Origin of the sequence: Streptomyces sp. GbtcB6, assembly GCF_019091475.1 — a bacterium.
GTDB lineage: Bacteria > Actinomycetota > Actinomycetes > Streptomycetales > Streptomycetaceae > Streptomyces > Streptomyces hyaluromycini.
The window spans coordinates 83494-109469 of sequence record NZ_JAGXJL010000023.1 but is presented as its reverse complement, the minus strand read 5'-3'; the positions used below and the strand labels follow the sequence as shown (position 1 = coordinate 109469).

The window sequence follows — 25976 nt, the reverse complement described above, 5'->3', positions numbered from 1 at the left end:
CAGTCGCCTGACCGGCCCGTAGCCTCTGGCCATGGACGATGCGTCGATGGTCGGGCTCATGGGGCGGGTCACCGGAACGGTCGGGCCCGGGCTCGTCGGCGAGGTGATCGTCCGGGTACGCGGGGGCGCCGAGCACTTCCTCGCGTACGCCGCCGACGGCACCGGCCGCTTCGAGCGGGGAACGGTGGTCATGGTGGTCGAGTACCTGGCGCCGCGGACGGTCTATGTCACACCCGCGTACGAGAGTTGAGCACCCCCAGCCCCAGGTGAGGGGCTTGTGCGTCAACATGGCAACAAGGGTCCGTCCGCGTCTTCAATCGGGGCTTGCGCGGGCGCACACTCCCTTCGTTCAGTGCCGAAAGGGCACCATTCAAAGGGGGCGAATGCCGATGGTTGTCGGCGTCGTTGCGGGGGCGGCGGTTGTCGCCGTTCTCGCGCTGATCGGTGTGTTCAAGATGATGTGGCGGGTCGCCGAGCCGAACGAGGCGCTCATCATCTCTGGTTCGAAGCATCGCAACGAGGGCCTCGAAGAGGGCATGGGGTTCCGGATCGTCACGGGGCGCGGCACGCTGGTGATGCCGGGCGTGCAGGCGGTGCGCAAGCTCTCCCTCGACCTCAAGGAGACCGAGTTATCGGTGGACTGCGTGACCTTCCAGGGCATTCCGTTGAAGGTCCGGGGTGTGGTCATCTTCAAGGTCGGCGACGACTTCGTGTCGATCGCCAACGCGGGCCGCCGTTTCCTGGACCAGCAGAAGCTGGTGTCCGAGCGGGTGCACAACGTGTTCGCCGGTCATCTGCGGTCCATCGTGGGCGGGTTGACGGTCGAGGACATGATCCGCGACCGCGACAAGCTCACCGGGCAGACCCGGGCCGCCTGCGGCACGGAGATGGAGAAGCTGGGGCTCATCGTGGACTCCCTGCAGATCCATGAGATCGAGGACCCGACCGGGTACATCAAGAACCTGGCCATGCCGCACGCTGCCGCCGTCCAGCGGGACGCGCGGATCGCCCAGGCGGAGGCGAACCGTCTCGCCACCGAGGCGGAACAGCAGTCGTTCGCCCGGATGGCGGAGGCCACCCGGGACAGCGAGATCCTCCAGGCCGGCTACCAGGCCGAGCGGGACAAGGCGGGGGCCGAGGCACGCCAGGCCGGTCCGCTCGCCGACGCGGCCGCCCGGCAGGAGGTCGTCGTCCAGGAGACGCGGGTCGCCGAGCTGGAGGCGTACCGGCGCGAACAGCAGCTCCAGGCGGACGTCCGCAAGCCGGCCGACGCCACGGCCTACGAGAAGCGCACGCTGGCCGAGGGCGAGCGTGACGCGCGCATCTCGGCGGCCCAGGCCAAGGCGAAGGAGACGGAGCTGGCGGCGGTGGCCGAGGCGACCCGGGTCAAGACGGCCGCGGGCGCCGAGGCCGAGGCGACCAGGGCCCGGGGGGAGGCGAACGCGGCCGCGACCCGGGCCACCGGTGAGGCCGAGGCGGCGTCCGCCCAGGCCAGGGGGCTGGCGGCGGCCGAGTCGGCCAAGGCCAAAGGTCTCGCCGAGGCGGCGGCCATCAAGGCCCGTGCGGCCGCGCTCGCCGAGAACCAGGAGGCGGTCGTCGCCCAGCAACTCGCCGAGAACTGGCCGGAGATCGTCAGGGCCGGCGCTTCCGCCTTCGGCAACGTCGACAACATGGTGCTGCTCAACGGCGCCGACGGCATGGCCGAGTTGTTCGCGAAGGCGCTCACGATGGGCGGCACGGGGCTGGGTCTGGCCCGCCAGCTCCTTGCCTCGATGAACCAGAACGGGCAGGCACCGGGCGGGACTTCACCGGCCCTCAACGGGGTCACGGACCCGAAGACCCAGAAGGTGCCGGTGGAGCAGGACGGCGAGCAGCAGCCGTAAAAGGCGGGTGACAACCGTAGAAGGCGAGTGACAGCCGAAGAGCAGGGGTCCCCACCGGCCGCGCCGGGGGCACCCCTGTGGTCACTCCTGCGCGTTGAGCCGCCGCAGCAGCTCCAGCAGCGTCGCCCGTTCCGCCGCCGACAGCCCTGCGAAGCAGTCGGCGAGCACCTCGCCGGCCACCCCGTGCCCTGCCGCCAGCACCCGCTCCCCGTCGGGGGTCAGATGGTGCTCGATGCGCCGCCCGCGGCCCGGCCGCCGTTCCACCAGGCCCTGCGCGGCCAGCCGGCCGACCAGCGTGCCGAAGGCCTGCTCGCTCTGGAAGGTGGCCGCGGCGAGTTCGCGCGCCGAGGCGCCCGGCGACCGGTCGATGGCCCGCAGTGCGTCCCACTGCGCGAGGGTGGTGCCGACGGCCGAGAGCGCGCTGTCCATCGCCCGGTGCTGGCGGTACTGGGCCTGTTTCACCGCTCTTCCGAGAACTTGCAGGTCATCGTGCATGGCTCCACTGTAGCCGATGACTAAGCTTGTTTATATAAACATGCTTAGTTAGAGTGAGCGACATGACGACGAATCGCATCGCCCAGGTGTACCCCGACCTCCCCATCTCCCTGACCGAGGCCGGTTCCGGCCGCCCGGTGCTCGTACTCCACGGAGGCGGCGGCCCCGCCACGGTCGCCGGCCTCGCCGCCCGCCTCGCCGGGTCGGCCCACACCATCACCCCGGTCCACCCCGGCTGGGACGGCACACCCCGCCCCGACTGGCTGACGAGCGTCGACGACCTCGCCGTCGCCTACCTCCACCTGCTCCAGGACGCCGAGTTGAGCGACGTCCTGGTCATCGGCTCCTCCCTGGGCGGCCGACTCGCCGCCGAGATGGCCGTACGCGACACGGCGGGGACGGTCACCGGCGTGGTCCTGGTCAACGCGGTCGGCCCGGACATCGAGGGCGAGCCGGTCACGGACTTCTTCGCGCTCGATCCGCGCGCCCAGGCCGAGCACTCCTGGCACGACCCGGACCGCTTCTACGTCGACCCGGCCACCCTGCCCGCAGCCGAACTCGCCCGCCGCCAGGCCAACATGGCAACCATGCGGCTGCTCACCTACGGCGGCCGGATGACCGACCCGAAGCTGCTGCCCCGGCTGGGGCGGGTGCGGCAGCCGGCTCTGGTGATCTGGGGCGAGAGCGACCGTATCGTCACGCCCGCGTACGGAGCCGCCTACGCGAAGGCCTTCCCGCAGGGCCGGTTCGCGCCGATCCCCGAGGCCGGTCACCTTCCGCACCTCGAACGCCCGGACGTCACCGCCGAGTTGATCGAGGCCGAGCTGCACCGCACCGCCACCCCGCCTGTCCTCGCAGGCTGAGGCCCCTTAGGGTGCCCTCGTGACTGCGTATATCGACGACGAGAACATCCCCGGCCGGTACGGCCCCACCGCGACCACCGAGGCCGACCCGCACGAGGTCGGCAAGGTGCGCACCGAGTACTCCCCCGCCCACGACGGCGACCCCGATCCCGGTGAGATCGTGTGGACCTGGGTGCCCTTCGAGGAGAACGACGGGCGGGGCAAGGACCGGCCGGTGCTGGTCGTCGCCCGGGAGGCGGCCGGCACCCTGCTCGCCGTCCAGCTGTCCAGCAAGCGGCACGACAACGACCGCGAGTGGGTGGCGATCGGCAGCGGGCCGTGGGACCGCTCCGGGCGCGACTCCTGGGTGGACGTGGACCGCGTGCTGCGGCTGCACGAGGACGGCATGCGCCGCGAGGCCTGCGCGATCGACCGGGGCCGCTTCAACCTCGTACGCAACCGGCTGCACGAGCGCTACGGCTGGAAGTGAGCCGGGCGCTCCGCTGGTTGCGCGGTTCGTTCACCGCGGGCCGGTGGGGGCTGGTCGCGCCCACGCGGCGGTAGCCGCATATCGGATACGGCCCCGCGCCCCTTGCGGGGCGCGGTCCCGCAGCCGACTTCACCTGATCCGCCTAGACCTCAGCGGTCCGGAAGGCCTCGGCGAAGGCGGTTCGGGTGGCCGATCCCGGCGTGCGGTCCAGGATCCCGAACACCACGTGTTCGAAGGTCCTCGCGAACCGTCCGCCGGGGCCAAGGAGCCCCCGGAAGGCGCCCGCGACCTGTGCCGGGTCGTTCTGGAACACCCCGCAGCCCCAGGCGCCGAGGACCAGTCGCCGGTAGCCGTGCGCGGCGGCCACCTCCAGCACCCGCTCGCCCCGTACGGCGAGGGCGCCCGGCAGTTCGCCGGCCCGCTCCGGAGCCGTACGGCGGATCACGCCGGCGTTCGGCGCGGCGGCCGTGAGGAACCCGGCGCGGTAGGGCTCGGCGAGGAGGCCGCCGCGATCGTCGCGGAAGACCGGGACGGCCGGGGAGTGGATCACGCGGTCCGTGTAGAAGGGGTCGCGGTGGGCGCGGTGGTGGTCGTAGTACGCGGCGGCCTCGCGCACACACGTGTACAGCGCGGAGGCGCGGCACAGGGCCTCCTCCTGCGCCTGGGCGCCGTTCAGGTAGCCGCCGCCCGGATTGCGGGCCGAGGCGAAGTTCAGAACGGCCACGGGGGCGTCGGCGAGGCGGCGGGCGGCCTCCAGGCTGCTCTCGCCGGTGACCTCGAAGACGGCGTCCAGGTCCGGGGCGGACGGGACCGGCACCGGCCCCGGGCCGTACAGCCGCGTCCCGGCCCGTGCGGCCTCGATTCCGGGCGCCAGGAAAACCTCCCGGCCGCCGGGCGCGCGGTAGCTCCCCGCCGCCACGATCTGTTCGGTCTGCTGGGCGATACCGCGCAGGCGCGCGCTCATGGCGCCACCCCCGTGGACGCCATGACCGCGCACCGCGCGGCCTCCCCCGTCGTGCTCATGCACGCATCCTGGGCGATGCTGGTGATGCCGTGCAACGGAGTTTCCATGGCCCGAAACGCCCGGAAACTCGCAGGGAAGCAGAGGTTACCGATCTAGAACGTCCCCATAGGTGCCCTTGTGCGAATGGACGCGACGGTCTTGGGTGGAACGGACGATGCCGCCCCGGACGCATCCACGGCCGGGGCGGTGGCATGGTGGAATCTTCAGGAGGATCCCGACATGTCCGACTCGATATCCGACGACGGCGACTGTACCGACGGGTCTGTGAGGACCGACTTCTCGGACGACCGCACCGCTGTCACCGAGGCCGAGGTGGAGGCCCTGGTCAAGGGCATCTGCTTCAAGACCGGCCCGCCCCGCACCCTCGGGGTCGAAGTGGAATGGCTGGTCCACGAGCTGCGCAGGCCGCAGCTCCCCGTGACACCCGAACGGCTCGAAGCGGCCTACGCCGCACTGCGCACGGTGCCACTGGGTTCGGCGCTCACCGTCGAACCCGGCGGCCAGCTGGAGCTCAGCTCGCCGCCCGCCGCCTCCCTCATGGAGTGCATCGGCACCGTATCCGCCGACCTGGACGCCGTCCGCAAGGTCCTCGCCGAACAGGACCTCGGACTCGTGGGCGCCGGTCACGATCCCTGGCACGCACCCCGCCGCTTCCTGCGCGAACCGCGCTACGACGCGATGGAGAGCTGCCTGGACCGTACCGGCACGGCGGGCCGCCACATGATGTGCTCCTCGGCCTCCGTACAGGTGTGCCTGGACGCCGGTCACGAGGAGCCCGGCCCGCTGGGCTACACCCGGCGCTGGTGGCTGGCCCATCAGCTGGGCCCGGTGCTGGTGGCCGCGTTCGCGAACTCCCCGCTGGTCGGGCACCGCCCCACCGGCTGGGTCTCCACCCGGCAGCTGCTGTGGATGGAGATCGGCGCGGGCCGCGCGGGCGCGCCCCCGCTGGACGGCGACCCGCGCACCGCCTGGGCCCGGCATGTGCTCGACGCCCCGGTGATGTGCGTACGGCGGGACGACGGCCCCTGGGAGGTTCCCGAGGGCCTGACCTTCCGGGCCTGGACCCGGTCGGGAGAGCCCACCGGCGCGGATCTGGCGTACCACCTCACCACGCTGTTCCCGCCGGTCAGGCCACGCGGTCATCTGGAACTGCGGATGATCGACGCACAGCCCGGCGACGACGGCTGGATCGTGCCGCTGGCGGTGACGACGGCGCTGTTCGACGACCCGGAGGCCGCCGAGACCGCGTACCGCACGGTGAAACCGCTGGCCGAGCGCGCGGGGCCGCAGCCCGCCCCGCACAACCCGCTGTGGCTCGACGCGGCCCGGTCCGGGCTCGGCGACCCGGAGCTGCACGAGGCGGCCGTCGCCTGTTTCGCGGCGGCCCTTGAGGCCCTGCCGAGGCTCGGCGCCACCTCCGAGGTCGTGGACGCCGTGACGGCGTACCGGGACCGGTACGTCCTGCGGGGCCGTTGCCCGGCCGACGACCTGCTGGACCGACTCCGCGGCACGGCCGCTCGCGCCCATGGGAAGGACATCAGCGCATGACCGAGACCGACGTCGACATCGATATCGCGGCCCTGCGGGACCGGGCACTGAAGTCCCTGACCACGGCCCGGGACCGCACCACGCTGCTGACCAGCTGCGTGGAGGGGCCCGACCTCACCGCCCAGCACTCCCCGCTGATGTCCCCGCTGGTCTGGGACCTGGCGCACATCGGCAACCAGGAGGAGCTCTGGCTGCTGCGCAACGTCGGCGGCCGGGAGGCGATGCGCCCCGAGATCGACAGCCTCTACGACGCCTTCGAGCATCCGCGGTCCGAGCGGCCCTCACTGCCGCTGCTGCCGCCCGCCGAGGCCCGGCAGTACGCGGCGGAGGTACGCGGCCGGGCGCTGGACCTGCTGGACAGTTCGGCGTTCAGCGGCACCCGGCTGACCGAGGCGGGCTTCGCCTTCGGGATGATCGCGCAGCACGAACAGCAGCACGACGAGACGATGCTGATCACCCATCAGCTCCGCAAGGGCCCCCAGGCCCTGACCGCCCCGGACCCCGCCCCGGACCCGCCGTTCACCGGCCCGGCCGAAGTCCTGGTCCCCGGCGGCCCGTTCACCATGGGCACCTCCACCGAGCCGTGGGCACTGGACAACGAACGCCCCGCGCACCGGCGGGAGGTGGCGTCCTACTGGATCGACACCACCCCGGTGACCAACGGCCGGTACCTGGAGTTCATGGCGGACGGCGGCTACGAGCAGGAGCGCTGGTGGACGCCGGAGGGCTGGGCGCACATCCGGCAGCACTCCATATCCGCCCCGCAGTTCTGGCACCGGGAGGGCGGCCAGTGGCTGCGCCGCCGGTTCGGGATCACGGAGGTCGTGCCGCCCGAGGAGCCGGTGCTGCACGTCTGCTGGTACGAGGCGGACGCCTACGCGCGCTGGGCCGGGCGCCGGCTGCCCACCGAGGCCGAGTGGGAGAAGGCCGCCCGGCACCACCCCGGCGAGAGCCGGTCCCGGCGCTACCCGTGGGGCGACGCCGACCCGTCCCCGGCCCACGCCAACCTGGGCCAGCGGCATCTGCGCCCGGCCCCGGCGGGCAGCTATCCGGAGGGCGAGTCCCCGCTGGGCGTACGGCAGTTGATCGGTGACGTGTGGGAGTGGACGGCCAGCGACTTCCAGCCGTACCCGGGCTTCACCGCCTTCCCGTACAAGGAGTACTCGGAGGTGTTCTTCGGCCCCGAGTACAAGGTGCTGCGCGGCGGTTCGTTCGCCGTGGACCAGGTGGCGTGCCGGGGGACGTTCCGCAACTGGGACTACCCGATCCGGCGGCAGATCTTCTCCGGCTTCCGCACCGCACGCTCGGCGGAGACCGCCTGATGTGCCGCCATCTGGCCTGTCTGGGACCCGAGGAGCCGCTCGGCCGGCTCCTCGTGGAGCCCGAGCACTCCCTCTACCGGCAGTCCTGGGCACCCCGGCGGCAGCGGTACGGGACGGTCAACGCGGACGGTTTCGGGGTGGGCTGGTACGCCCCGGATGATCCGCAGCCGGCCCGCTACCGGCGGGCCGGGCCGATCTGGGCCGACCAGTCCTTCGCCGACCTGGCCCGGGTCGTGCGCACCGGCGCGCTGCTGGCCGCCGTACGGGACGCGACCCTGGCGGGTGCGGACGGGGAGGCCGCGGCGGCGCCGTTCGCCGCGGGCCGCTGGCTGTTCAGCCACAACGGGGCGATCCCGGGCTGGCCGCGCTCCGTGGCCTCCCTCGTCCCGCTCGTGCCCCCGGCCGACCTCCTGTCGATGGAGGCGCGCACCGACTCGGCGTTCGTCTGGGCGCTGGCCCTAGACCGGCTGCGGTCGGGCACGGCACCGGGCCCAGCCCTCGCCGAAACGGTTCGGCAGGTGGCCGGGGCCGCCCCGGGCGCCCGGCTGAACCTCCTGCTCACCGACGGCGAGACCATCGCCGCCACCACCTGGGGCGACAGCCTCTTCTACCTCTCGGAACCCGGCCACCGCACCGTCGTCGCCTCCGAGCCGTACGACGACGACCCGCGCTGGCGGGAGGTCCCCGACCGCACACTGCTCACCGCGAGCCGCGCGGGAGTCGCACTCGGCCCCGTCGAGGACGCGGTCGCGAAACCGGTCGAGGACCCGGCACCCTCCCCCACCCCCGGCTCCGTCCGGGCGGGGGCGCCCACATTCCCGAAGGAGCCCTGTACGTGAGTCCCTTCCGTGTCACCCGCACCCTTCCCGAGGACGCGACGGACGCCGCGCTGCGCGCCGATGTCCTGACCGGCCTCACCGCCACCCCCAAGACGCTGCCGCCGAAGTGGTTCTACGACGCCCGGGGCAGCGAGCTGTTCGAGCAGATCACCGAGCTGCCCGAGTACTACCCGACCCGGGCCGAGCGGGAGATCCTGCGCACCCGGTCCGGCGAGATCGCCGCGGCCTGCGGCGCCCGCACCCTGGTGGAGCTGGGCTCGGGCTCCTCCGAGAAGACCCGCCTGCTCATCGACGCGCTCACCGGTCTCGAGGTGTACGTCCCGGTCGACGTCAGCGAGAGCGCACTGACGCAGGCCGGCCAGGCGCTCGTCGCGGAGCGGCCGGGGCTGACCGTGCACGCGCTGATCGCCGACTTCACCGGCCGGCTGGAGCTGCCCGGGACGCCGGGGCCGCGGCTGGTGGCGTTCCTCGGCGGCACGATCGGCAACCTGCTGCCCGCCGAGCGGGCCGGGTTCCTGGCCTCGGTACGGCGGCTGCTCGCGCCCGGCGACGCGCTGCTGCTCGGTACCGACCTGGTCAAGGACGAGGAGGTGCTGGTCCGGGCGTACGACGACGCGGCCGGGGTGACGGCCGAGTTCAACAAGAACGTCCTCACTGTGGTCGACCGGGAGCTGGGCGCCGACTTCGACCCGGACGCCTTCGACCACGTCGCTCTCTGGGACGCCGAGAACGAGTGGATCGAGATGCGGTTGCGCTCCCGGGTCGCGCAGACCGTGAAGGTGCCCGCGCTCGATCTGGCCGTGGACTTCACGGCGGGCGAGGAGCTGCACACCGAGGTGTCGGCGAAGTTCCGGCGGGACGGCGTGACCGCCGAACTGGCCACCGCGGGCCTTGAACTGACCGACTGGTGGACCGACTCGCAGGGCCGCTTCGCGCTCTCCCTGAGCTTCGCCCGCTGAGTCGCTCCGCTGGAAGTGCCGTGCCACGTCGTCGATCGTCTGCGGCACCGTCGTGGCCGGCCGCGCCCACGCGGCGGTAGCCGCACATGCAATACAGCCCCGCGCCCCTTTGGGGCGCTGCCGAACCGCATGCGCCGGGTCACCCGAAGTCCGGCGCGAGCAGTTCGGTGATCCGCCGGGAGGCGCGGCGGGCCTCGGTCGCGGGGTCCGCTCCGCCGAGCACCTTGGTCATGTAGCCCTTGATCGGGTTGTCGGCCTCGACCGCCGGCCAGTCCGGGCTGTGGGGGGTCGCCCGTCCCCGCGCGGCGCCCGCCGCCATGGCGGCGACCCCCTCCTCCCCGGCCACCGCGCCCGCCAGCGTGGTCTTGTTGGGCACGTAGTTCATGGTGCGGGCCAGCTCGGTGTCCCACTTGGCGCCGGCCAGCGCGCCGACGACGGCGGTCGCGTCGTAGGGCCGGTCGGTGTTCTGCGGTATGACGAGGTCGGAGCCGCCGGTGAAGACGGCGCCGGGGTGGTCCGCGGTGAGTCCCGGCACCGGGAAGTAGCCGATCTTGTTCTTGAGTTCGGGGTTCTCCTGCACGATGGACTGGGCGAGGCCGGGCACCGCCACCATCTGCGCCACCCGCCCGCCCGCGAACACCTGGGCCTGGGGCGGGTGTTCCTCGTCGGCGTCGACGGGTCCCCTGCCAAGGGCCTGGAGTCGCCGGTAGAAGTCCATCCCGCGCAGCGCGGCCGGACTGTCGAGGGTGCCCTTCCAGCCGGCGTCCGTCTCCTCGGCGAGGTCGCCGCCCTCGTCCCAGATGAACCCGGAGAGGGTGTACCAGTCCTGTCCGGCGAGGTAGATCCCTTGGTTCCCGCCGGAGTCGAGCTTCTCGGTGTCGGCCAGCCACTGCTCGCGGGTCTTCGGCGGGGAGGTGATCCCGGCCTTCCTGAACAGGTCCTTGCGGTAGATGACGACCCGGTTGGCGGCGTACCAGGGGATGCCGTACTGCTGGGAGTCGTCCCGGCCGGGCTCGGCGAGGCCGGGCAGCCAGTGCTCCTTGCCCCAGTCGCGCATGGACTCCAGGGTGAGGTCGGTGAGCCGGCCGCCCTCGACGTACTGCGGGACCTGGGTGTTGCCGACCTCGATGACGTCGGGCGCGGCGTCGGAGTCGCTCTTGAGGGCGGCCTGCACCTTGTCCACGATGCCGGTCCACTCCTGGATGCGGATGTCCAGCCGGATGTCCTTGTGGGTGCGCTCGAAGTCCTCGGTGAACCGGCGCAGGAAGTCCGCGGAGGCGCTGTTGCGCATCAGCCACACCGTGACCGTGTGCCGCTCGCCCCCACCGCCCGGCAGGACTCCACAGGCGCTCAGCAGGGCGGCGGACACGCAGACGAGGGCGAGCGGGCGGCAATGTCTCACGAGGGGGGTCCTGTTCTGTCTGGCGGACAGGCAAAGGGGCCCGACGTGGGGGAACGAGCACCGGGGGCTCGTGCGGGTGTACGGGATTTTGGTATGGACCAATACGGAGGGTCAAGGGCTGTCGGCGTTTCGGAACCGACGCCTCGCGCTCCGCTTCCGGATGCGGCACGGTGGAGTGACGACGAGAGGAGCTCCCCGATGACGAACCACACCTACCGGGTCACCGAGATCGTCGGCACCTCGCACGAGGGCATCGACCAGGCCATCCGCAACGGTGTCGCACGCGCCAACCAGACCGTACGCAACCTGGACTGGTTCGAGGTGACGCAGGTCAGGGGCCAGATCGAGAACGGGCAGATCGAGCACTACCAGGTGGGCCTGAAGGTGGGCTTCCGCATCGACGACGAGGGCTGACGGCCGAAGCCGGTCTCAGGTCCGCCCCTCCCCCTCCTGGGCCTGCTCCAGCGCCGCCGAGCGGTCGGCCCAGCGGGCCCGCACGACGGTGAACCCGGCCCGTTCGGCGGCGTCGCACACCAGCTCGTCGTCGTCGACGAGGACGCGCACCGCACGCCGTTCGGCGAGTCGGCGCAGGATCTCCAGCTTGGTGTGCCGGGCGGGCCTGCGGTCGGCGTTGCGCCGCATGTGCACGCGTCCCTCGGGCAGCCCGTGGGCGGCGAGCCAGTCCAGCGTGTCGCGCCGGCAGCGCTCGGGCCGCCCGGTGAGATAGACGATCTCGCACTCCTCGGCGGTCGCCACGGCCAGCGCGATCCCCTCGGCGATCGGCGGATCGTGCGGCGCGGCCGCGAAGAACGCGTCCCAGTCCCTGGGCCTGCTGTCCAGGAACCGCTGCCGGTGCGCGGTGTCCGCGAGCGTGTTGTCGATGTCGAACACGGCGACCGGACGCTTGCTGCTCTCTGTCACGCGGCAACCCTAGAACGGGGAGCGACCGCGCGTGACGGCGGGAATCCTGGGGCCGCCCGGCTGTTGAACCCCCTGTGAACGCAACCATCGCCCGGACCCGGTTCTCCGTCCTCGACCGCTCCCGCACCCGGGAGGGGCACACGCCCGGCGAGGCGCTGCGGGACACCGTGGCGCTGGCGCGGGAGGTGGAGGCGCTCGGGTATCACCGCTTCTGGGTGTCGGAGCACCACGGGGTGCCCGGGGTCGCGGGCTCGGCGCCGACCGTGCTGGCCGCCGCCGTGGCCGCCGCGACCCGCGGCATCCGGGTCGGGACGGGCGGGGTCATGCTGCCCAACCACCGGCCGCTGGTCGTGGCCGAGCAGTTCGGGGTGCTGGAGTCCCTGTATCCGGGGCGGGTGGACATGGGGCTCGGCCGTTCGGTGGGCTTCACCGACGGCGTGCGCAGGGCGCTGGGACGGGACAAGGACGACGCCGAGGACTTCGCGGCGCAGCTCGGCGAGTTGCTCGGCTGGTTCGAGGGCACCTCGCCGACGGGAGTGCGGGCCCGCCCGGCGGACGGGCTGCGCGTGCCGCCGTTCGTGCTGGCGATGGGCGAGGGCGCGGACATCGCGGCCCGGGCCGGGCTGCCGATGGTCATCGGCGACCTGCGGAACCGCGAGAAGATGCGGCGCGGTATCGACCACTACCGCGACCGCTTCCGCCCCTCCCCCTGGGCCGCCGAGCCGTATGTCGTGATCTCCGGGACGATCGCCGTCGCCGGGACCCCGGAGGCGGCGCACCGGCTGCTCGTCCCGGAGGCCTGGTCGATGGCGTACTCCCGCACCCACGGCACGTTCCCGCCGCTGCCCCCGGCCGAGGCCGTCGAGGCCCGGACGATGACCGCGAAGGAACGCGGGTTCTACGAGTCCGGTCTCACCGGGCACATCGCCGGCACCGAGGACCACGTAGCGCACGAGCTGGAGACGGTCCTGAAGGAGACCGCCGCCGACGAGGTGCTGGTCACCACGAGTACGTACGACCGCGCGGCCCTGCTGGACTCCTACCGGCGGCTGGCCGGGATCGTGATCTCCTGATCGGGCTGCTCAGACCGTGGCCGGCTTGTCGGACCTGATCACGATCTCGCCGTTCGCCGCGTCCACCACCGCCCGCTCGCCCGCCACCAGCTGGCCGGAGAGCAGCAGGTCGGCGAGGCGGTCGTCGACCTCGCGCTGGATGGTGCGGCGCAGCGGGCGGGCGCCGAAGTCGGGCTCGTGGCCGAGGTTGGCGAGCAGCTCCGCGGCCGCGTCGGTGACTTCGAGGGTGACGTCCTGGGCGTGCAGCCGGTGCCGGGTGTGCTCCAGCAACAGGTCGACGATCTCGCGCAGTTGGGTGCGGTCCAGGCCGCGGAAGACGATGATCTCGTCGATGCGGTTGAGGAACTCCGGCCGGAAGTGCTGCTGGAGGGCCGGCATGACCGCCGCGCGGACCTTGGCGTAGTCCTCGGTGCCGGCGGCCAGGATGCGGTCGGCACCGATGTTCGACGTCATGATGACGACGGTGTTCTTGAAGTCGACGGTACGGCCCTGGGCGTCGGTGAGGCGGCCGTCGTCCAGCAGCTGGAGGAGGGTGTTGAAGACGTCCGGGTGCGCCTTCTCCACCTCGTCGAGGAGCAGCACGGCGTACGGCTGCCTGCGTACCGCCTCGGTGAGCTGGCCGGCCTCCTCGTGGCCGACGTATCCGGGCGGGGCGCCGACCAGCCGGGAGACCGTGTGGCGTTCCTGGAACTCGCTCATGTCGAGACGGATCATGCGGGTCTCGTCCCCGAAGAGGGCGGCGGCCAGGGCGCGGGCCAGTTCGGTCTTGCCGACGCCGGTCGGGCCGAGGAAGAGGAAGCTGCCGACGGGACGGTTGGGGTCGCTCATGCCGGCGCGGGCGCGGCGGACCGCGCGGGCGACGGCGGTGATCGCCTCGTCCTGGCCGACGACCCGCTCGTGCAGGTGCTCCTCCAGCTTCATCAGCCGTTCCCGCTCCTCCTCGGTGAGCTCGGCGACCGGGATGCCGGTGGTACGGGAGACGACCTCGGCGATGTCTTCGGCGGTGACCTTGGGAGCGTGTTCCTCGGCGGTGCCCGCCTGCTCCAGCTCGCCCTCGGTCGCCTTGATGCGGTCGCGGAGCTCCTTGGCCCGCTCGTACTCCTCGTCGGCGACGGCCTGGTCCTTCTCCCGGTTCAGGGCGGCGATCCGGTCCTCGATGTCCCGGGTGTCGGTGGGCGGGGTCTTCGAGCGCAGCCGTACCCGCGCGGCCGCCTGGTCCATCAGGTCGATCGCCTTGTCGGGCAGGAACCGGGACGTGATGTACCGGTCGGACAGCTCGGCCGCCGCCACCACCGCCTCGTCGGTGATGCGGACCTGGTGGTGGGCCTCGTAGCGGTCGCGCAGGCCGCGCAGGATCTCGATGGTGTCGTCGACGGTGGGCTCGCCGACCAGGATGGGTGCGAACCGGCGCTCCAGGGCCGCGTCCTTCTCGATGTGCTTGCGGTACTCGTCGACGGTGGTCGCGCCGATGAGGTGCAACTCGCCGCGGGCGAGGGCCGGTTTCAGGATGTTGCCCGCGTCCAGGGCCCCGTCGCCGCCTCCGCCCGCACCTACCACGGTGTGCAACTCGTCCAGGAACAGCACGAGTTCGTCGCTGTGCTCGCGGACCTCGTCGAGGAGCTTCTTCAGCCGCTCCTCGAACTCGCCCCGGTACTTGGTGCCGGCGACCATCCCGGCCAGGTCCAGGGAGACCATCCGCTTGCCTTCGAGTGTCCTGGGCACGTCCCCGGCGACGATCCGCTGTGCGATGCCCTCGACGATGGCGGTCTTGCCGACGCCGGGGTCACCGATCAGCACCGGGTTGTTCTTGCTGCGCCGGGAGAGCACCTCGATGGTCTGCTCGACCTCCTCGTCCCGCCCGATCACCGGGTCCAGGCGCCCGGCCCTGGCGTCCTCGGTGAGGTCACGGCCGTACTCGTCGACGGTCGGCGTGGTGCTGGGCTTCCTGCGCTCCGCCGCGCCCTCGCCCGGCATCCGGGTCGGTTCCCAGCCGCTGTCGCCCAGTGCCCGCCCGGCCGCCGACTCCGGGTTCGCGGCGAGCGCGCGCAGCAGGTGCTCGGGGCCGATGTAGGAGGCGCCCTCGGCGCGGGAGATCTGGTAGGCGTCGAGCAGGGCGCGCTTGGCGGCCGGGGTGAGGGCGGTGGGCTCGGTCTTCTCGCCGCCGCCGTGGCCGGCGGTGAGCCGCTCGCGGAGCTGGTCGGGGTCCGCGCCCACCTCGGTGAGCAGCCGCCGGGTGGAGTCGTGGGTGGTGGCGGCGGCCAGCAGATGCCGGGCGTCCAGCTCCTCGCTGCCCTCGACGGCGGCGAGGTCGCGGGCCTCGGCGACCAGCTCCCGGGACCGCTCGGACAGCAGGCTGCCGATGTCGACGCGCTGCGGGCGGCGGGCCGGGGCACCCGGTCCGGATCCGCCGAAGAAGCGGGACATCAGCTCGTCGAACTCCTCGAAGGGACTGCGTCCGAATCCGAAACCGGAAGTGCTCATGAGGCCGGGCCTTTCTGCGGACGGCTGTGCGGGCGGCTCTGCGGGGCGGCTGCGCGAGAGCTTCTCTGGAGGGCTCCGCGATCGGCGGAATTCCGCGTCTTCCAAGCTCGCACAGGCTCGCCGGGCCCGCACGGGGACGCCCGCCGAGATGCGGACGGCGCCCGGGCCGGTGACGCTGGGGGTGGAAGCCGCAACCAGCGAGGAGGGCTGCCATGTCCATGCTGGACAAGCTCAAGGGGATGCTCAAGGGCCACGAGGACCAGGCCAAAAAGGGCGTCGAAAAGGGCGGCGACATGATCGACCAGCGGACCGGCAACAAGTACCAGTCCCAGGTCGACGCGGCCCAGAAGCAGGCCGACGACTACATCGAGCGGGAGCGGAGGCAGGGCAACCCTCCGCAGTGACGAACGACCGCGCGGGCTAGGATCGCGGGGTTTGTCGCTGCCCCGCGAGCCGCCCGTCACGGAGTGTCCGCCCGATGCACAGCCCCCACGACCCGTACGTCCGTGTCCGCGGCGCCCGTGAGCACAACCTCAAGGGCGTCGACGTGGACATCCCCCGGGACGTGCTGGCCGTCTTCAGCGGAGTGTCCGGGTCGGGGAAGTCGTCGCTGGCGTTCGGCACGATCTACGCCGAGGCCCAGCGGCGCTACTTCGAGTCGGTCGCGCCGTACGCGCGGCGGCTGATCCACCAGGTCGGGGCGCCGAAGGTCGCGGAGATCAGCGGGCTGCCGCCGGCGGTGTCGCTGCAGCAGCGCCGCTCGGCCCCCACCTCCCGCTCCTCGGTCGGCACGGTCACCAGCCTCTCCAACTCCCTGCGCATGCTGTTCTCGCGCGCCGGGGAGTACCCGCCGGGCGCCGAGCGGCTGGATTCCGACGCGTTCTCCCCCAACACGGCGGCGGGCGCCTGTCCGGAGTGCCACGGCCTGGGCCGGGTGCACCGGACGACCGAGGAGTCGCTGGTCCCCGACCCGTCGCTGTCCATCCGCGAGGGCGCGATCGCGGCCTGGCCGGGCGCTTGGCAGGGCAAGAACCTTCGGGACATCCTGGACGCGCTCGGCCACGACGTCGACCGGCCGTGGCGGGAACTGCCCGCCGGGCAGCGGGAGTGGATCCTCTTCACGGACGAGCAGCCGGTGGTCACCGTGCACCCGGTCCGGGACGCCGACCGCATCCAACGGCCGTACCAGGGCACGTACATGAGCGCCCGCCGGTACGTGATGAAGACCTTCTCGGACTCCAGGAGCCCGGCCCTGCGGGCGAGGGCGGAGCGGTTCCTGACCAGTGCGCCCTGTCCGGTGTGCGGCGGCAGCAGGCTGCGGCCGGAGGCCCTCGCCGTGACGTTCGCCGGCCGTACGATCGCGGAACTCGTCGCGCTGCCGCTGACCGAGCTGGACCGACTCCTGGGCGGCCAGGGCGGGTCGGAGACCGTGCGGGTCCTCACCGCGGACCTCGCCGCCCGTATCGCCCCCGTCGTCGAGCTGGGCCTCGGCTATCTCAGCCTCGACCGGGCCGCGCCCACCCTCTCCGCGGGCGAGCTCCAACGCCTCCGCCTGGCCACCCAGTTGCGCTCCGGGCTGTTCGGTGTCGTCTACGTCCTGGACGAGCCGTCGGCCGGGCTGCACCCGGCGGACACCGAGGCGCTGCTCACGGTGCTGGAGCGGCTGAAGGCGGCCGGGAACTCGGTGTTCGTGGTGGAGCACCACCTGGACGTGGTGCGCGGCGCCGACTGGCTGGTGGACGTGGGCCCGCGGGCAGGCGAGCACGGCGGCGAGGTGCTGCACAGCGGGCCGGTGGCGGAGCTGGCAGGGGTCGCGGAGTCGGCCACCGCCCGCTACCTGTTCGCACGGGAGCCGAAGCCGGGACATCAACTCCGGTCTCCCACGGGTTGGTTGCAGGTCGGCCCGATCACCCGGCACAACCTGCGTGCGGTCACCGCCGAGTTCCCGCTCGGTGTCCTCACCGCCGTGACGGGTGTGTCCGGGTCCGGCAAGTCGACGCTGATCGGCGAGATCACCGAGGAGACGGCCGGGGTCCGCCGCCTGGTCTCCGTCGACCAGAGGCCGATCGGCCGCACTCCACGCTCCAACCTGGCCACCTACACCGGCCTGTTCGACGTGGTGCGGAAGGTGTTCGCGGGCACCGGGCAGGCGCGGGAGCGCGGTTTCGGCGTCGGACGGTTCTCCTTCAACGTGAGCGGCGGGCGCTGCGAGACCTGCCAGGGCGAGGGTTTCGTCAGCGTGGAGCTGCTGTTCCTGCCGAGCACCTACGCGCCCTGCCCGGACTGCGGCGGGGCGCGCTACAACCCGGAGACGCTCGAAGTGGCGTACCGGGGACGGAACATCGCCGAGGTGCTGGACCTGACCGTGGAGAGCGCGGCCGAGTTCTTCGCGGACACCCCGGCCGCCGCGCGCAGCCTGGCCACGCTGCTCGACGTGGGCCTCGGCTATCTGCGACTCGGGCAGCCCGCCACGGAGTTGTCCGGCGGTGAGGCCCAGCGCATCAAGCTGGCGGGTGAGTTGCAGCGCGGACGGCGCGGCCACACGCTCTATCTCCTCGACGAGCCGACGACGGGACTGCATCCGGCCGATGTCGAGGTGCTGATGCGGCAGTTGCACGGGCTGGTCGACGCCGGGCACACGGTCGTGGTGGTCGAGCACGACATGACGGTCGTGGCGGACGCCGACTGGGTGATCGACCTGGGGCCGGGCGGCGGGGACCGGGGCGGCCGGATCGTCGCGGCCGGCCCGCCGGCCGAGGTCGCCCGGGCCGAGGGCGGTGCCACCGCGCCCTATCTGTCCCGTTCCCTCCCCTGAGGGCCTTCAGGAACGCTTCAGGTTGCCCCGGAACCTTGGGCGCATGCACGGACACCACCCCCGCACCCCCGAAGCCGAACGCAGCCGCCGCTGGTTCATGAACAAGGCGTTGCTCGCCGGCGGTGTCGCCGCGCTGGCGACCATGACCGGCTGCTCCGACGGCTCGTCGAACGCGTCGAGTTCGCCCTCCGGGGCCCCGAGCGGCGGCATGCCCTCAGGCGGCCCCGGCGGAGCCGGCGGCATGGGCCCCGGCCAGACCGAGGTCAAGTACAAGGACTTCACGGGCCTCACCACGGACGGCAAGGTCGTCGACGACCTGTACTCGATCCACTCCACTGACGTCTCCACGGACAAGGTCGTCAAGGCCGCGCAGGCGTTCCTGGACGGCCTCAGCGCGAAGGAGCGCAAGTCCTGCACCTTCGACGTGGCCGACGACGAGTGGCTGGCCTGGAGCAACGTCGACGGCTACGAGCGCAAGGGCGTCCGGATGGGCGACATCACGGACAAGAAGCGGGAGTCGGGCTACGCGCTGCTCGGTGCCGCGCTGTCCGCGAAGGGTCTCACCCAGACCCGCAACATCATGAAGCTCAACCAGTTCCTGGGCGACTACAACGGCGGCAACCGGGACACCCTGACCGAGGGCGCCTACTTCTTCACCTTCATGGGCACCCCGTCGACCACCAAGCCGTGGGGCTTCCAGTACGAGGGCCACCATGTCGCCATCAACTACTTCGTCCTGGGCGACCAGGTCGTGATGACGCCGACCTTCATGGGCTCCGAGCCGACGTCGGCCACCTACAACGGCGAGAAGATCACCCTCTTCAAGCCGGAGACCAAGGCCGGTCTGGCGCTGCTGCGCTCCCTCACCTCGGCCCAGCGCGCCAAGGTGATCGACTCCAAGGTGAGCAAGTCCGGCACCGACATGAAGGCGGGCGCCGGCTCCGACAACCTGAAGCTCGCCTACCAGGGTCTGCCCGGCTCCGAGCTCACCTCGGCACAGAAGGACAAGCTCCTCGACCTGGTCCGCGTGTACGTCGGCTACATGGACGACGGCCACGCCGGGGTGAAGATGAAGGAGGTCGAGGAGTACCTCGACAAGACGTACTTCTACTGGCTGGGCGCGACCAAGGACACCTCGGCCTTCTACTACCGGGTGCACAGCCCGGTCGTCCTCATCGAGTACGACGCGCAGTCCCCGCTCGCCTACGGGACGAAGACCGGCACCGGCGGTGGCCGGCCCTCGGGCCAGCCCACCGGTCAGATGACCGGGCAGCCCACCGGCGGCATGCCCTCCGGCGGGCCGGGCGGCGGCGGCATGGGCGGCCCCAACGGCACGCCGACCCAGCAGCACATCCACACCATCATCCGCACGCCCAACGGCGGCGACTACGGGGTCGACCTGCTCAAGCTCCACTTGGAGACCGACCACTGAGAAGCCCGCTCGGGGCTCACCAGAGCCGCGTGCGTCCAGGCGGGTTCGTGGGTCCCCGGCTGGGCGGCGCGGGCGAGGGTACGACGGTCCGCGTGGCTGCCGGCCGGTATCAGCGGACGTATGTCCACCTCGGCCACCAGGCCGCGGGTCGTCACCACTCGCCAGAGGGAGGCCAGCAGCGTGTCCTCGCCGACATAGGCGGGCACGGTGCTGGCCGCTCCCGCTTCCAGCCGGTAGTGCAGCCGCACCGGCTGGACGGGCGCGCCGGCGTCCAGTGCGGCCTGGAACACGGCCCGCCTGAAGCGCCCCTGGGCCCGGCCGCACCAGGTGCTGCCCTCCGGGAAGGCGACCACCGCGGCCCCCTCCCGCAGCGCCCCCGCTATCCGCCCGACGGTGTCCGGCAGCGCGCGCAGCCGGTCCCGGTCGATGAACAGCGCCCCGGCCCCGGCCACCAGCGCGCCGGCCACCGGCCACTCGCGGATCTCCTTCTTGGCGAGCATCCGCGCCGGCCGTACGGCGGCCAGCAGCGGGATGTCCATCCAGGAGATGTGGTTGGCGACGAGGAGCACCCCGCCGGTGCTCGGGGCACTGCCGGTGATCCGGACCTGGACCCCGGCGGCCCGGACGAGCGTCCGGGAGAACCGCCGCACCCACTCGGCGGGGATCCGCCCGCCGAGCGGCAGCAGCGCGATGGCGACGAGCATCAGGGCCACGACCGCGGCGAACCGCAGCACGGCCCGGGGCAGGGCCGTGAGGGACCCCGCGCGCTCCACGCAGGCGCCCGGAGTGCAGGGCGCGCTGGGCAGCCAGACGCTCATCAGGCCGGGACGAGCGAGAGGAAGTGCCGCAGATAGCGCGCGTTGACCCGGCGCATCGACAGCAGCACGTACATGTCGGCGACCCCGAAGTCCGGGTCGTGCGCGGGCTCCCCGCACACCCAGGCGCCGAGGCGGAGGTAGCCGCGCAGCAGGGCGGGCAGCTCGGTGCGTCCCTCGGGGGCCGGACCGCTGGGCACCCAGGGCCGCAGCGGCCGTACCCGGAACTCCTCCGGCGCGAGGTGCTTGGCCTGGACCCGGTCCCAGGTGGCGGCGGCGAGGGCGCCGCCGTCGGCGAGCGGGACGGAGCAGCAGCCGGCCAGCCACTCGTGGCCGCGGTCCACCATGTACCGGGCTATGCCGGCCCAGATGAGACCGATCACGGCGCCGTCGCGGTGGGCGGGGTGCACGCAGGAGCGGCCGACCTCGACCAGGCCGGAGCGGATCCCGTCGAGCGGGCTCAGGTCGAACTCGCCCTCGGAGTACAGACGGCCGGCGACCGCGGCACGCTCCGGCGGCAGCAGCCGGTAGGTGCCGACGACCTCGCCGGTGAGGGCCTCGCGGATGAGGAGGTGGTCGCAGTACGCGTCGAAGGCGTCCACGTCCAGACCCGGCTCCGGCCCGTCGAGCCGGGCGCCCATCTCTCCGGCGAACACCTGGTAGCGCAGCCGCTGTGCGGCCCGGACGTCGTCCTCGTCACGGGCGAGCTGCACCAGATAGCCGGAGTCCCCGGGCGGGGCGGCGAGAGCGGGGGGTGAGGCGGGCATGGCGGTCATGGAGGTCTCCTGCGCCGAGCGGAAGCTGAGGAAATCTGCACCTGCTTTCTTCCGTGGCAGGCTGGACTCGGCGTGACGTGCGCGGGACCCGTGGATGTGGGACTGCTGAATGCCGGGGGTCGGAGGGCGTACGGTCACTGAGAGACGCGCCGGAGTAACGCTACCGTGGTCCGACGGCCACTCGGAAACGCGAGACGGGGCCGGTGAGCACCACACCGACCCCGCCCGTCCGCACCTTTCGGCGAACGACTTTCACTTTTCAACGCCCCGCACACCAGCGCCCCGACAGGGGCGCGGGGCTGTATTTGATGTGCGGCTACCGCCGCGCGGGCGCGACCAGCCACAACGGCGCCGCACCCCGCAACGGCGCTACCGCTTCCCCACCTTCCGGGTAGCCCGCAGCCACTCCCTGTTCATACTCGTGATCGACACCAGCGGAATCCCCTTGGGACAAGCAGTCGCACACTCCCCCGCCAGCGTGCACCCCCCGAACCCCTCCGAATCCATCTGCGCCACCATGTCCAGCACCCGCGTCTCCCGCTCGGGCGCCCCCTGCGGCAGCACGTTCAGATGGTTGATCTTGGCGGAGGTGAACAGCATCGCCGCCCCGTTGGGACACGCGGCGACACACGCCCCGCACCCGATGCACTCCGCGTGCTCGAACGCGAAGTCGGCATCGGCCTTCGGCACCGCCGTGGCGTGGGCCTCCGGCGCGGACCCGGTCGGCGCGGTGACGTACCCGCCGGCCTGGATGATCCGGTCGAACGCCGACCGGTCCACCACCAGGTCCTTGATCACCGGGAAGGCCGACGCCCGCCACGGCTCGATGTCGATCGTGTCGCCGTCCTTGAAGGACCGCATGTGCAGCTGGCAGGTGGTGGTGCGCTCCGGCCCGTGCGCGTCCCCGTTGATCACGAGGGAGCAGGCGCCGCAGATGCCTTCACGGCAGTCGTGGTCGAAGGCGACCGGATCCTCGCCGCGCAGGATGAGTTCCTCGTTGAGGGTGTCCAGCATCTCCAGGAAGGACATGTCGGAGGAGATGCCGTCCACCTCGTACGTGGACATCGCGCCGTCGGCGTCGGCGTTCTGCTGCCGCCAGACGCGCAGGGTGAGCTTCATGCGTAGCTCCGCTGGGTGGGGTGGACGTACTCGAAGACCAGGTCTTCCTTGTGCAGCACCGGGGCGTCCCCGGAGCCGGTGAACTCCCAGGCGGCCGCGTAGGCGAACGTGTCGTCGTTGCGGGCGGCCTCGCCGTCCGGTGTCTGGGACTCCTCCCGGAAGTGGCCGCCGCAGGACTCGGCGCGGTGCAGCGCGTCGAGGCACATCAGCTCGGCCAGTTCCAGGTAGTCGACGATGCGGTTGGCCTTCTCCAGGGACTGGTTGAACTCCTCGCCGGTCCCCGGCACCTTGATCCGCCGCCAGAACTCCTCCCGGATCTGCGGGATGCGCTCAAGTGCCTTGCGCAGCCCGGCGTCCGTGCGGGCCATGCCGCAGAACTCCCACATCAGTTCGCCGAGTTCGCGGTGGAAGGAGTCGGGGGTGCGGTCGCCGTCGACGGACAGCAGCAGGTTCAGCCGGTCCTCGGTCTCCGCCAGCACCTCTTGTACGACGGGGTGTTCGTCCGTCACCGCTTCCTGGTGGGGGTGGCGGGCGAGGTAGTCGTTGATGGTGGCCGGAAGTACGAAGTAGCCGTCGGCCAGGCCCTGCATCAGCGCACTCGCGCCCAGCCGGTTGGCGCCGTGGTCGGAGAAGTTGGCCTCGCCGACGGCGAACAGGCCGGGGACGGTGGTCTGGAGGTCGTAGTCGACCCACAGCCCGCCCATCGTGTAGTGCACGGCGGGATAGATCCGCATCGGCACCTCGTACGGATCCTCGTCGGTGATCCGCTGGTACATGTCGAAGAGGTTGCCGTACTTGGCCTCGACGGCCGCCCGCCCCATCCGCTTGATGGCGTCGGCGAAGTCGAGGTAGACGCCCTGGCCGCCCGGGCCGACGCCGCGCCCCTCGTCGCAGACGTTCTTCGCGGCGCGGGAGGCGATGTCGCGCGGGACCAGGTTGCCGAAGGACGGGTAGATGCGCTCCAGGTAGTAGTCGCGCTCGTTCTCGGAGATCTGGTCGGCGGGCCGGGTGTCGCCCTTGGCCTTCGGCACCCAGATCCGGCCGTCGTTGCGCAGCGACTCGCTCATCAGGGTGAGCTTGGACTGGTGGTCGCCGGTGCGCGGAATACAGGTGGGGTGGATCTGCGTGAAGCACGGGTTGGCGAAGTAGGCGCCGCGCCGGTGCGCCCGCCAGATCGCGGTGGCGTTGGAGTTCATGGCGTTCGTCGACAGGTAGAAGACGTTGCCGTAGCCGCCGCTGGCCAGGACGACGGCGTCCGCGAAGTACGTGTCGATACGGCCCGTGATCAGGTCCCGGGCCACGATCCCCCGTGCCCGCCCGTCGACGACGATCACGTCGAGCATCTCGGTACGCGGGTGCATCTCCACGTTCCCGGCGGCGATCTGCCGGCTCAGCGCCTGGTAGGCGCCGAGGAGCAGCTGCTGCCCGGTCTGGCCGCGGGCGTAGAAGGTCCGCGACACCTGCACGCCACCGAAGGACCGGGTGTCGAGCAGTCCGCCGTACTCACGCGCGAACGGCACGCCCTGTGCCACGCACTGGTCGATGATCTCCACGGAGATCTGCGCGAGGCGGTGCACGTTGGACTCGCGGGCCCGGAAGTCGCCGCCCTTGACGGTGTCGTAGAACAGCCGGTGGACGGAGTCGCCGTCGTTGCGGTAGTTCTTCGCCGCGTTGATCCCGCCCTGCGCGGCGATGGAGTGCGCACGGCGCGGGGAGTCCTGGTAGCAGAACTGGACGACGTGGTAGCCCTGTTCGGCGAGGGTGGCGCCGGCGGAACCGCCCGCGAGACCGGTGCCGACGACGATCACGGTGTGCTTGCGCCGGTTGGCGGGGTTGACCAGCTTGGCCTCGAAACGGCGGGTGTCCCAGCGCTCGTTGATCGGGCCGGAGGGGGCCTTGCCGTCGGCGACGGCTTCGCCTGTCGTGTAGTTCACATAGTCGGTCATGTCAGCTCACCACTCCGGTCATGACGCCCACGGGTACGGCGATGAAGCCGGCCGTGAGCAGCAGCGCGAGAACATCGGCGACGGTCTTGAGGGCGTGGTCGCGGGTGCGGCCGCCGACGCCGAGGGTCTGGGCGGCGCTCCAGAAGCCGTGCCGGATGTGCAGGCCGAGCGCGAGCATCGCGACGATGTAGATGACGTCGCCGTACCAGGTGGAGAAGGTGTCCACGACGTTCTGGTACGGGTGGCCCTCCTGGAAGCCGCCGGAGTGCACGGTGCCGGTGGTCAGGTCGAGGATGTGCCAGACGATGAAGAGGCCGAGGATGATCCCGCCCCAGCGCATGGTGCGGGTGGCATAGGTGGCCTGCGGCTTCTTGTGCACGTACTTGCTCGGGCGTGCCTTGATGTCACGCCGGCTGAGCTGGTAGGCGGACGTGGCGTGGGCGACCACGGCGACGACCAGGACGATCCGGATGAGCCAGAGCGTCCACTCGTAGTGCATGAACGGTTCACCGACGGTGCGCAGCCAGTGCGCGTAGTGGTTGAACTCGCCCGCCCCGAAGAAGATCTTCAGGTTCCCGATCACATGCGCGACCAGGTAGAGCAGCATGATCAGGCCGCTGACGGCCATCACCGTCTTCTTGCCGACGGAGCTGTCCCACATCGTGCGCGCCATGGACGGCCGTCGGTCCGTCCGCGTTGCCAGAGCCATGTTCAGGACGGTAGGGCCGAACGACCCCATCGGTCCAAGACATGGTCCGGCTTGATTCAATAGGCAGGAGCTATCGTGTCACCATGCAGTTCCAGCAGCTTCAGTATTTCGTCGCCGTGGCGGAGACCCGGCACTTCACCCGGGCCGCCGAGCTGGTCCATGTCGCCCAGCCGTCGCTGTCCCAGCAGATCAAGGCGCTGGAGCGGGAGCTGGGGGCCGATCTCTTCCTGCGGGCGCGGGGCAACATCACCCTCACCGACGCGGGCGAGGCGCTGCTGCCGCTGGCCCGGCGGATCCTCGCGGACGCGGACACCGCCCGGTACGAGGTGCAGGAGCTGGTGCAGCTGCGCAGTGGCCGGGTACGGCTGGGGGCGACGCCGAGTCTGTGCACCGGGCTGCTGCCGGACGTGCTGCGGGCGTTCCACGACCGGTATCCGGGGATCCAGCTGCTGATCGAGGAGAGCGGGTCCCATGATCTCGTACGGGAGCTGGCGCGCGGGGCGCTGGACCTGGCGCTGATCGTGCTGCCGCTGCCGCCGGGGTCGCCCGCGCTGACCACCGTGGAGCTGCTGCGGGAGGACCTGGTGGTGGTGTCCTCGCCCGAGGCGACGGCGCCCGGGCGGGGGCGGGGCGGGGTGCGGATCGCCGATCTGGAGGGGGAGCGGCTGGTGATGTTCCGGCACGGGTACGACCTGCGGGAGCTGACCGTCGCGGCGTGTCGCTCCGCTGGGTTCGAGCCGGGGTTTGCTGTCGAGGGGGGTGAGATGGACGCGGTGCTGGGGTTTGTGCGGGCCGGGTTGGGGGTGGCCGTGGTGCCTCGGATGGTTGCCGCTCGGTCGGGGCGGGGGCTGCGGGTCACTCCGTTGGCTCGGCCGGGGTTGTACCGGACCATCGCGTTGGCGCACCGGAGTGATGTGGCGCCGCCTCGGGCCGCCAGGGAGTTGCAGAGGATGCTGTTGGAAAGGTGACAGAACGGGATCGCCGTACGACTGAGCACCGTGGCGGGCTGCGGGCTCGTTGTGGCTGGTCGCGCAGTTCCCCGCGCCCCTAAAGGGGCGCTGTAGGCGGCGCGCCTTTCAAAGGAC

Annotated in this window: 24 protein-coding genes; 14 read left to right on the top strand and 10 right to left on the bottom strand. The window is 71.8% G+C overall.

Features of this window, described 5'->3' with window-relative positions; all coding sequences use genetic code 11:
* The first annotated feature begins 31 nt into the window (after nucleotides 1-31).
* Together KVT45_RS32925 and KVT45_RS32920 are read left to right on the top strand one after the other, a co-directional pair.
* Complete coding sequence (locus KVT45_RS32925; protein ID WP_217552801.1) at nucleotides 32-250, top strand: hypothetical protein; 219 nt, start codon at nucleotides 32-34, stop codon at nucleotides 248-250.
* Between the two features lie 133 nt (nucleotides 251-383).
* Nucleotides 384-1883, top strand: coding sequence for a flotillin family protein (locus tag KVT45_RS32920; protein ID WP_217552800.1), 1500 nt, complete (start codon nucleotides 384-386; stop codon nucleotides 1881-1883).
* 81 nt (nucleotides 1884-1964) lie between these two features.
* On the opposite strand, the gene KVT45_RS32915 is transcribed toward KVT45_RS32920, so the two are convergent.
* Nucleotides 1965-2378 (bottom strand): MarR family winged helix-turn-helix transcriptional regulator, encoded by a 414-nt coding sequence (locus KVT45_RS32915; RefSeq protein WP_089106110.1) that lies wholly within the window; start codon nucleotides 2376-2378, stop codon nucleotides 1965-1967.
* A 62-nt stretch (nucleotides 2379-2440) separates the two neighbouring features.
* Here KVT45_RS32915 and KVT45_RS32910 point away from each other — a divergent pair, with 62 nt between their 5' ends.
* Together KVT45_RS32910 and KVT45_RS32905 are read left to right on the top strand one after the other, a co-directional pair.
* Complete coding sequence (locus KVT45_RS32910; RefSeq protein ID WP_217552799.1) at nucleotides 2441-3241, top strand: alpha/beta fold hydrolase; 801 nt, start codon at nucleotides 2441-2443, stop codon at nucleotides 3239-3241.
* Between the two features lie 19 nt (nucleotides 3242-3260).
* On the top strand, nucleotides 3261-3710 hold the full coding sequence (locus tag KVT45_RS32905; protein WP_217552798.1) for a type II toxin-antitoxin system PemK/MazF family toxin: 450 nt from the start codon (nucleotides 3261-3263) through the stop codon (nucleotides 3708-3710).
* 142 nt (nucleotides 3711-3852) lie between these two features.
* On the opposite strand, the gene KVT45_RS32900 is transcribed toward KVT45_RS32905, so the two are convergent.
* On the bottom strand, nucleotides 3853-4674 hold the full coding sequence (locus tag KVT45_RS32900) for a TIGR02452 family protein (protein ID WP_217552797.1): 822 nt from the start codon (nucleotides 4672-4674) through the stop codon (nucleotides 3853-3855).
* A 279-nt stretch (nucleotides 4675-4953) separates the two neighbouring features.
* On the opposite strand from KVT45_RS32900, the gene egtA reads away from it, so the two are divergent.
* Genes egtA through egtD form a run of 4 tightly spaced genes read left to right on the top strand, consistent with a single transcriptional unit; the run spans nucleotide 4954 to nucleotide 9402 of the window.
* Nucleotides 4954-6282, top strand: coding sequence for an ergothioneine biosynthesis glutamate--cysteine ligase EgtA (gene egtA, locus KVT45_RS32895; protein WP_217552796.1), 1329 nt, complete (start codon nucleotides 4954-4956; stop codon nucleotides 6280-6282).
* Nucleotides 6279-7604 (top strand): ergothioneine biosynthesis protein EgtB, encoded by a 1326-nt coding sequence (gene egtB, locus KVT45_RS32890; RefSeq protein WP_217552795.1) that lies wholly within the window; start codon nucleotides 6279-6281, stop codon nucleotides 7602-7604. Before egtA ends, egtB begins: the two co-directional genes overlap by 4 nt.
* On the top strand, nucleotides 7604-8443 hold the full coding sequence (gene egtC / locus KVT45_RS32885) for an ergothioneine biosynthesis protein EgtC (RefSeq protein WP_217552794.1): 840 nt from the start codon (nucleotides 7604-7606) through the stop codon (nucleotides 8441-8443). Before egtB ends, egtC begins: the two co-directional genes overlap by 1 nt.
* Nucleotides 8440-9402 carry an L-histidine N(alpha)-methyltransferase gene (gene egtD, locus KVT45_RS32880; protein ID WP_217552793.1) on the top strand — a complete coding sequence of 321 codons (963 nt, stop codon included), beginning with the start codon at nucleotides 8440-8442 and terminating at the stop codon, nucleotides 9400-9402. The genes egtC and egtD overlap by 4 nt, the downstream gene beginning before the upstream one ends.
* A gap of 139 nt (nucleotides 9403-9541) precedes the next feature.
* On the opposite strand, the gene KVT45_RS32875 is transcribed toward egtD, so the two are convergent.
* Nucleotides 9542-10771: an extracellular solute-binding protein gene (locus KVT45_RS32875; RefSeq protein WP_217552859.1), complete on the bottom strand. Its 1230-nt coding sequence runs from the start codon at nucleotides 10769-10771 to the stop codon at nucleotides 9542-9544.
* Between the two features lie 231 nt (nucleotides 10772-11002).
* Between KVT45_RS32875 and KVT45_RS32870 the strand changes: the two genes are divergently transcribed.
* Complete coding sequence (locus KVT45_RS32870) at nucleotides 11003-11218, top strand: dodecin (protein WP_217552792.1); 216 nt, start codon at nucleotides 11003-11005, stop codon at nucleotides 11216-11218.
* 15 nt (nucleotides 11219-11233) lie between these two features.
* Here the strand turns inward: KVT45_RS32870 and KVT45_RS32865 are convergent, their stop codons facing one another.
* Nucleotides 11234-11725: a hypothetical protein gene (locus KVT45_RS32865; protein ID WP_217552791.1), complete on the bottom strand. Its 492-nt coding sequence runs from the start codon at nucleotides 11723-11725 to the stop codon at nucleotides 11234-11236.
* A 74-nt stretch (nucleotides 11726-11799) separates the two neighbouring features.
* On the opposite strand from KVT45_RS32865, the gene KVT45_RS32860 reads away from it, so the two are divergent.
* On the top strand, nucleotides 11800-12798 hold the full coding sequence (locus tag KVT45_RS32860; RefSeq protein ID WP_217552790.1) for an LLM class flavin-dependent oxidoreductase: 999 nt from the start codon (nucleotides 11800-11802) through the stop codon (nucleotides 12796-12798).
* Nucleotides 12799-12807: 9 nt separating this feature from the next.
* On the opposite strand, the gene KVT45_RS32855 is transcribed toward KVT45_RS32860, so the two are convergent.
* Nucleotides 12808-15279 (bottom strand): ATP-dependent Clp protease ATP-binding subunit, encoded by a 2472-nt coding sequence (locus KVT45_RS32855; RefSeq protein WP_217552789.1) that lies wholly within the window; start codon nucleotides 15277-15279, stop codon nucleotides 12808-12810.
* 212 nt (nucleotides 15280-15491) lie between these two features.
* On the opposite strand from KVT45_RS32855, the gene KVT45_RS32850 reads away from it, so the two are divergent.
* The 3 genes from KVT45_RS32850 (at nucleotide 15492) to KVT45_RS32840 (ending at nucleotide 19526) form a co-directional block, all read left to right on the top strand.
* Nucleotides 15492-15683, top strand: a complete 192-nt coding sequence (locus tag KVT45_RS32850; protein ID WP_089106098.1) for an antitoxin — start codon at nucleotides 15492-15494, stop codon at nucleotides 15681-15683.
* A gap of 74 nt (nucleotides 15684-15757) precedes the next feature.
* Complete coding sequence (locus KVT45_RS32845) at nucleotides 15758-18094, top strand: excinuclease ABC subunit UvrA (RefSeq protein ID WP_217552788.1); 2337 nt, start codon at nucleotides 15758-15760, stop codon at nucleotides 18092-18094.
* A gap of 43 nt (nucleotides 18095-18137) precedes the next feature.
* On the top strand, nucleotides 18138-19526 hold the full coding sequence (locus KVT45_RS32840) for a DUF3500 domain-containing protein (protein WP_217552787.1): 1389 nt from the start codon (nucleotides 18138-18140) through the stop codon (nucleotides 19524-19526).
* On the opposite strand, the gene KVT45_RS32835 is transcribed toward KVT45_RS32840, so the two are convergent.
* The 5 genes from KVT45_RS32835 to KVT45_RS32815 all read right to left on the bottom strand — a co-directional run bounded on the left by KVT45_RS32835 (nucleotide 19481) and on the right by KVT45_RS32815 (nucleotide 24855).
* Nucleotides 19481-20344, bottom strand: a complete 864-nt coding sequence (locus KVT45_RS32835; RefSeq protein WP_217552786.1) for a 1-acyl-sn-glycerol-3-phosphate acyltransferase — start codon at nucleotides 20342-20344, stop codon at nucleotides 19481-19483. The genes KVT45_RS32840 and KVT45_RS32835 overlap by 46 nt on opposite strands.
* Nucleotides 20344-21108 (bottom strand): GNAT family N-acetyltransferase, encoded by a 765-nt coding sequence (locus KVT45_RS32830; protein ID WP_254647702.1) that lies wholly within the window; start codon nucleotides 21106-21108, stop codon nucleotides 20344-20346. Before KVT45_RS32830 ends, KVT45_RS32835 begins: the two co-directional genes overlap by 1 nt.
* Before the next feature lie 378 nt (nucleotides 21109-21486).
* On the bottom strand, nucleotides 21487-22236 hold the full coding sequence (locus KVT45_RS32825; protein ID WP_217552784.1) for a succinate dehydrogenase/fumarate reductase iron-sulfur subunit: 750 nt from the start codon (nucleotides 22234-22236) through the stop codon (nucleotides 21487-21489).
* Entirely contained in the window at nucleotides 22233-24182 is a 1950-nt protein-coding gene (locus KVT45_RS32820; protein ID WP_217552783.1) for a fumarate reductase/succinate dehydrogenase flavoprotein subunit, read from the bottom strand. The genes KVT45_RS32825 and KVT45_RS32820 overlap by 4 nt, the downstream gene beginning before the upstream one ends.
* Before the next feature lies 1 nt (nucleotide 24183).
* The gene (locus tag KVT45_RS32815) at nucleotides 24184-24855 is read right to left on the bottom strand and encodes a succinate dehydrogenase (protein ID WP_217552858.1); all 672 of its coding nucleotides are present in this window, start codon (nucleotides 24853-24855) and stop codon (nucleotides 24184-24186) included.
* Between the two features lie 119 nt (nucleotides 24856-24974).
* Here KVT45_RS32815 and KVT45_RS32810 point away from each other — a divergent pair, with 119 nt between their 5' ends.
* Nucleotides 24975-25859, top strand: coding sequence for a LysR family transcriptional regulator (locus tag KVT45_RS32810; protein WP_217552782.1), 885 nt, complete (start codon nucleotides 24975-24977; stop codon nucleotides 25857-25859).
* The last annotated feature ends 117 nt before the right edge of the window (nucleotides 25860-25976 follow it).

Coding starts and splice junctions, on each gene's coding strand:
- egtC (WP_217552794.1), top strand. CDS start 7,604: ATGTGCCGCCATCTGGCCTGTCTGGGACCCGAGGAGCCGCTCGGCCGG.
- KVT45_RS32825 (WP_217552784.1), bottom strand. CDS start 22,236: ATGAAGCTCACCCTGCGCGTCTGGCGGCAGCAGAACGCCGACGCCGAC.
- KVT45_RS32845 (WP_217552788.1), top strand. CDS start 15,758: ATGCACAGCCCCCACGACCCGTACGTCCGTGTCCGCGGCGCCCGTGAG.
- KVT45_RS32815 (WP_217552858.1), bottom strand. CDS start 24,855: ATGGCGCGCACGATGTGGGACAGCTCCGTCGGCAAGAAGACGGTGATG.
- KVT45_RS32925 (WP_217552801.1), top strand. CDS start 32: ATGGACGATGCGTCGATGGTCGGGCTCATGGGGCGGGTCACCGGAACG.
- KVT45_RS32910 (WP_217552799.1), top strand. CDS start 2,441: ATGACGACGAATCGCATCGCCCAGGTGTACCCCGACCTCCCCATCTCC.
- KVT45_RS32850 (WP_089106098.1), top strand. CDS start 15,492: ATGTCCATGCTGGACAAGCTCAAGGGGATGCTCAAGGGCCACGAGGAC.
- KVT45_RS32835 (WP_217552786.1), bottom strand. CDS start 20,344: ATGAGCGTCTGGCTGCCCAGCGCGCCCTGCACTCCGGGCGCCTGCGTG.
- KVT45_RS32830 (WP_254647702.1), bottom strand. CDS start 21,108: ATGCCCGCCTCACCCCCCGCTCTCGCCGCCCCGCCCGGGGACTCCGGC.
- egtA (WP_217552796.1), top strand. CDS start 4,954: ATGTCCGACTCGATATCCGACGACGGCGACTGTACCGACGGGTCTGTG.
- KVT45_RS32810 (WP_217552782.1), top strand. CDS start 24,975: ATGCAGTTCCAGCAGCTTCAGTATTTCGTCGCCGTGGCGGAGACCCGG.
- KVT45_RS32915 (WP_089106110.1), bottom strand. CDS start 2,378: ATGCACGATGACCTGCAAGTTCTCGGAAGAGCGGTGAAACAGGCCCAG.
- KVT45_RS32900 (WP_217552797.1), bottom strand. CDS start 4,674: ATGAGCGCGCGCCTGCGCGGTATCGCCCAGCAGACCGAACAGATCGTG.
- KVT45_RS32920 (WP_217552800.1), top strand. CDS start 384: ATGCCGATGGTTGTCGGCGTCGTTGCGGGGGCGGCGGTTGTCGCCGTT.
- KVT45_RS32870 (WP_217552792.1), top strand. CDS start 11,003: ATGACGAACCACACCTACCGGGTCACCGAGATCGTCGGCACCTCGCAC.
- egtB (WP_217552795.1), top strand. CDS start 6,279: ATGACCGAGACCGACGTCGACATCGATATCGCGGCCCTGCGGGACCGG.
- KVT45_RS32820 (WP_217552783.1), bottom strand. CDS start 24,182: ATGACCGACTATGTGAACTACACGACAGGCGAAGCCGTCGCCGACGGC.
- KVT45_RS32840 (WP_217552787.1), top strand. CDS start 18,138: ATGCACGGACACCACCCCCGCACCCCCGAAGCCGAACGCAGCCGCCGC.
- KVT45_RS32855 (WP_217552789.1), bottom strand. CDS start 15,279: ATGAGCACTTCCGGTTTCGGATTCGGACGCAGTCCCTTCGAGGAGTTC.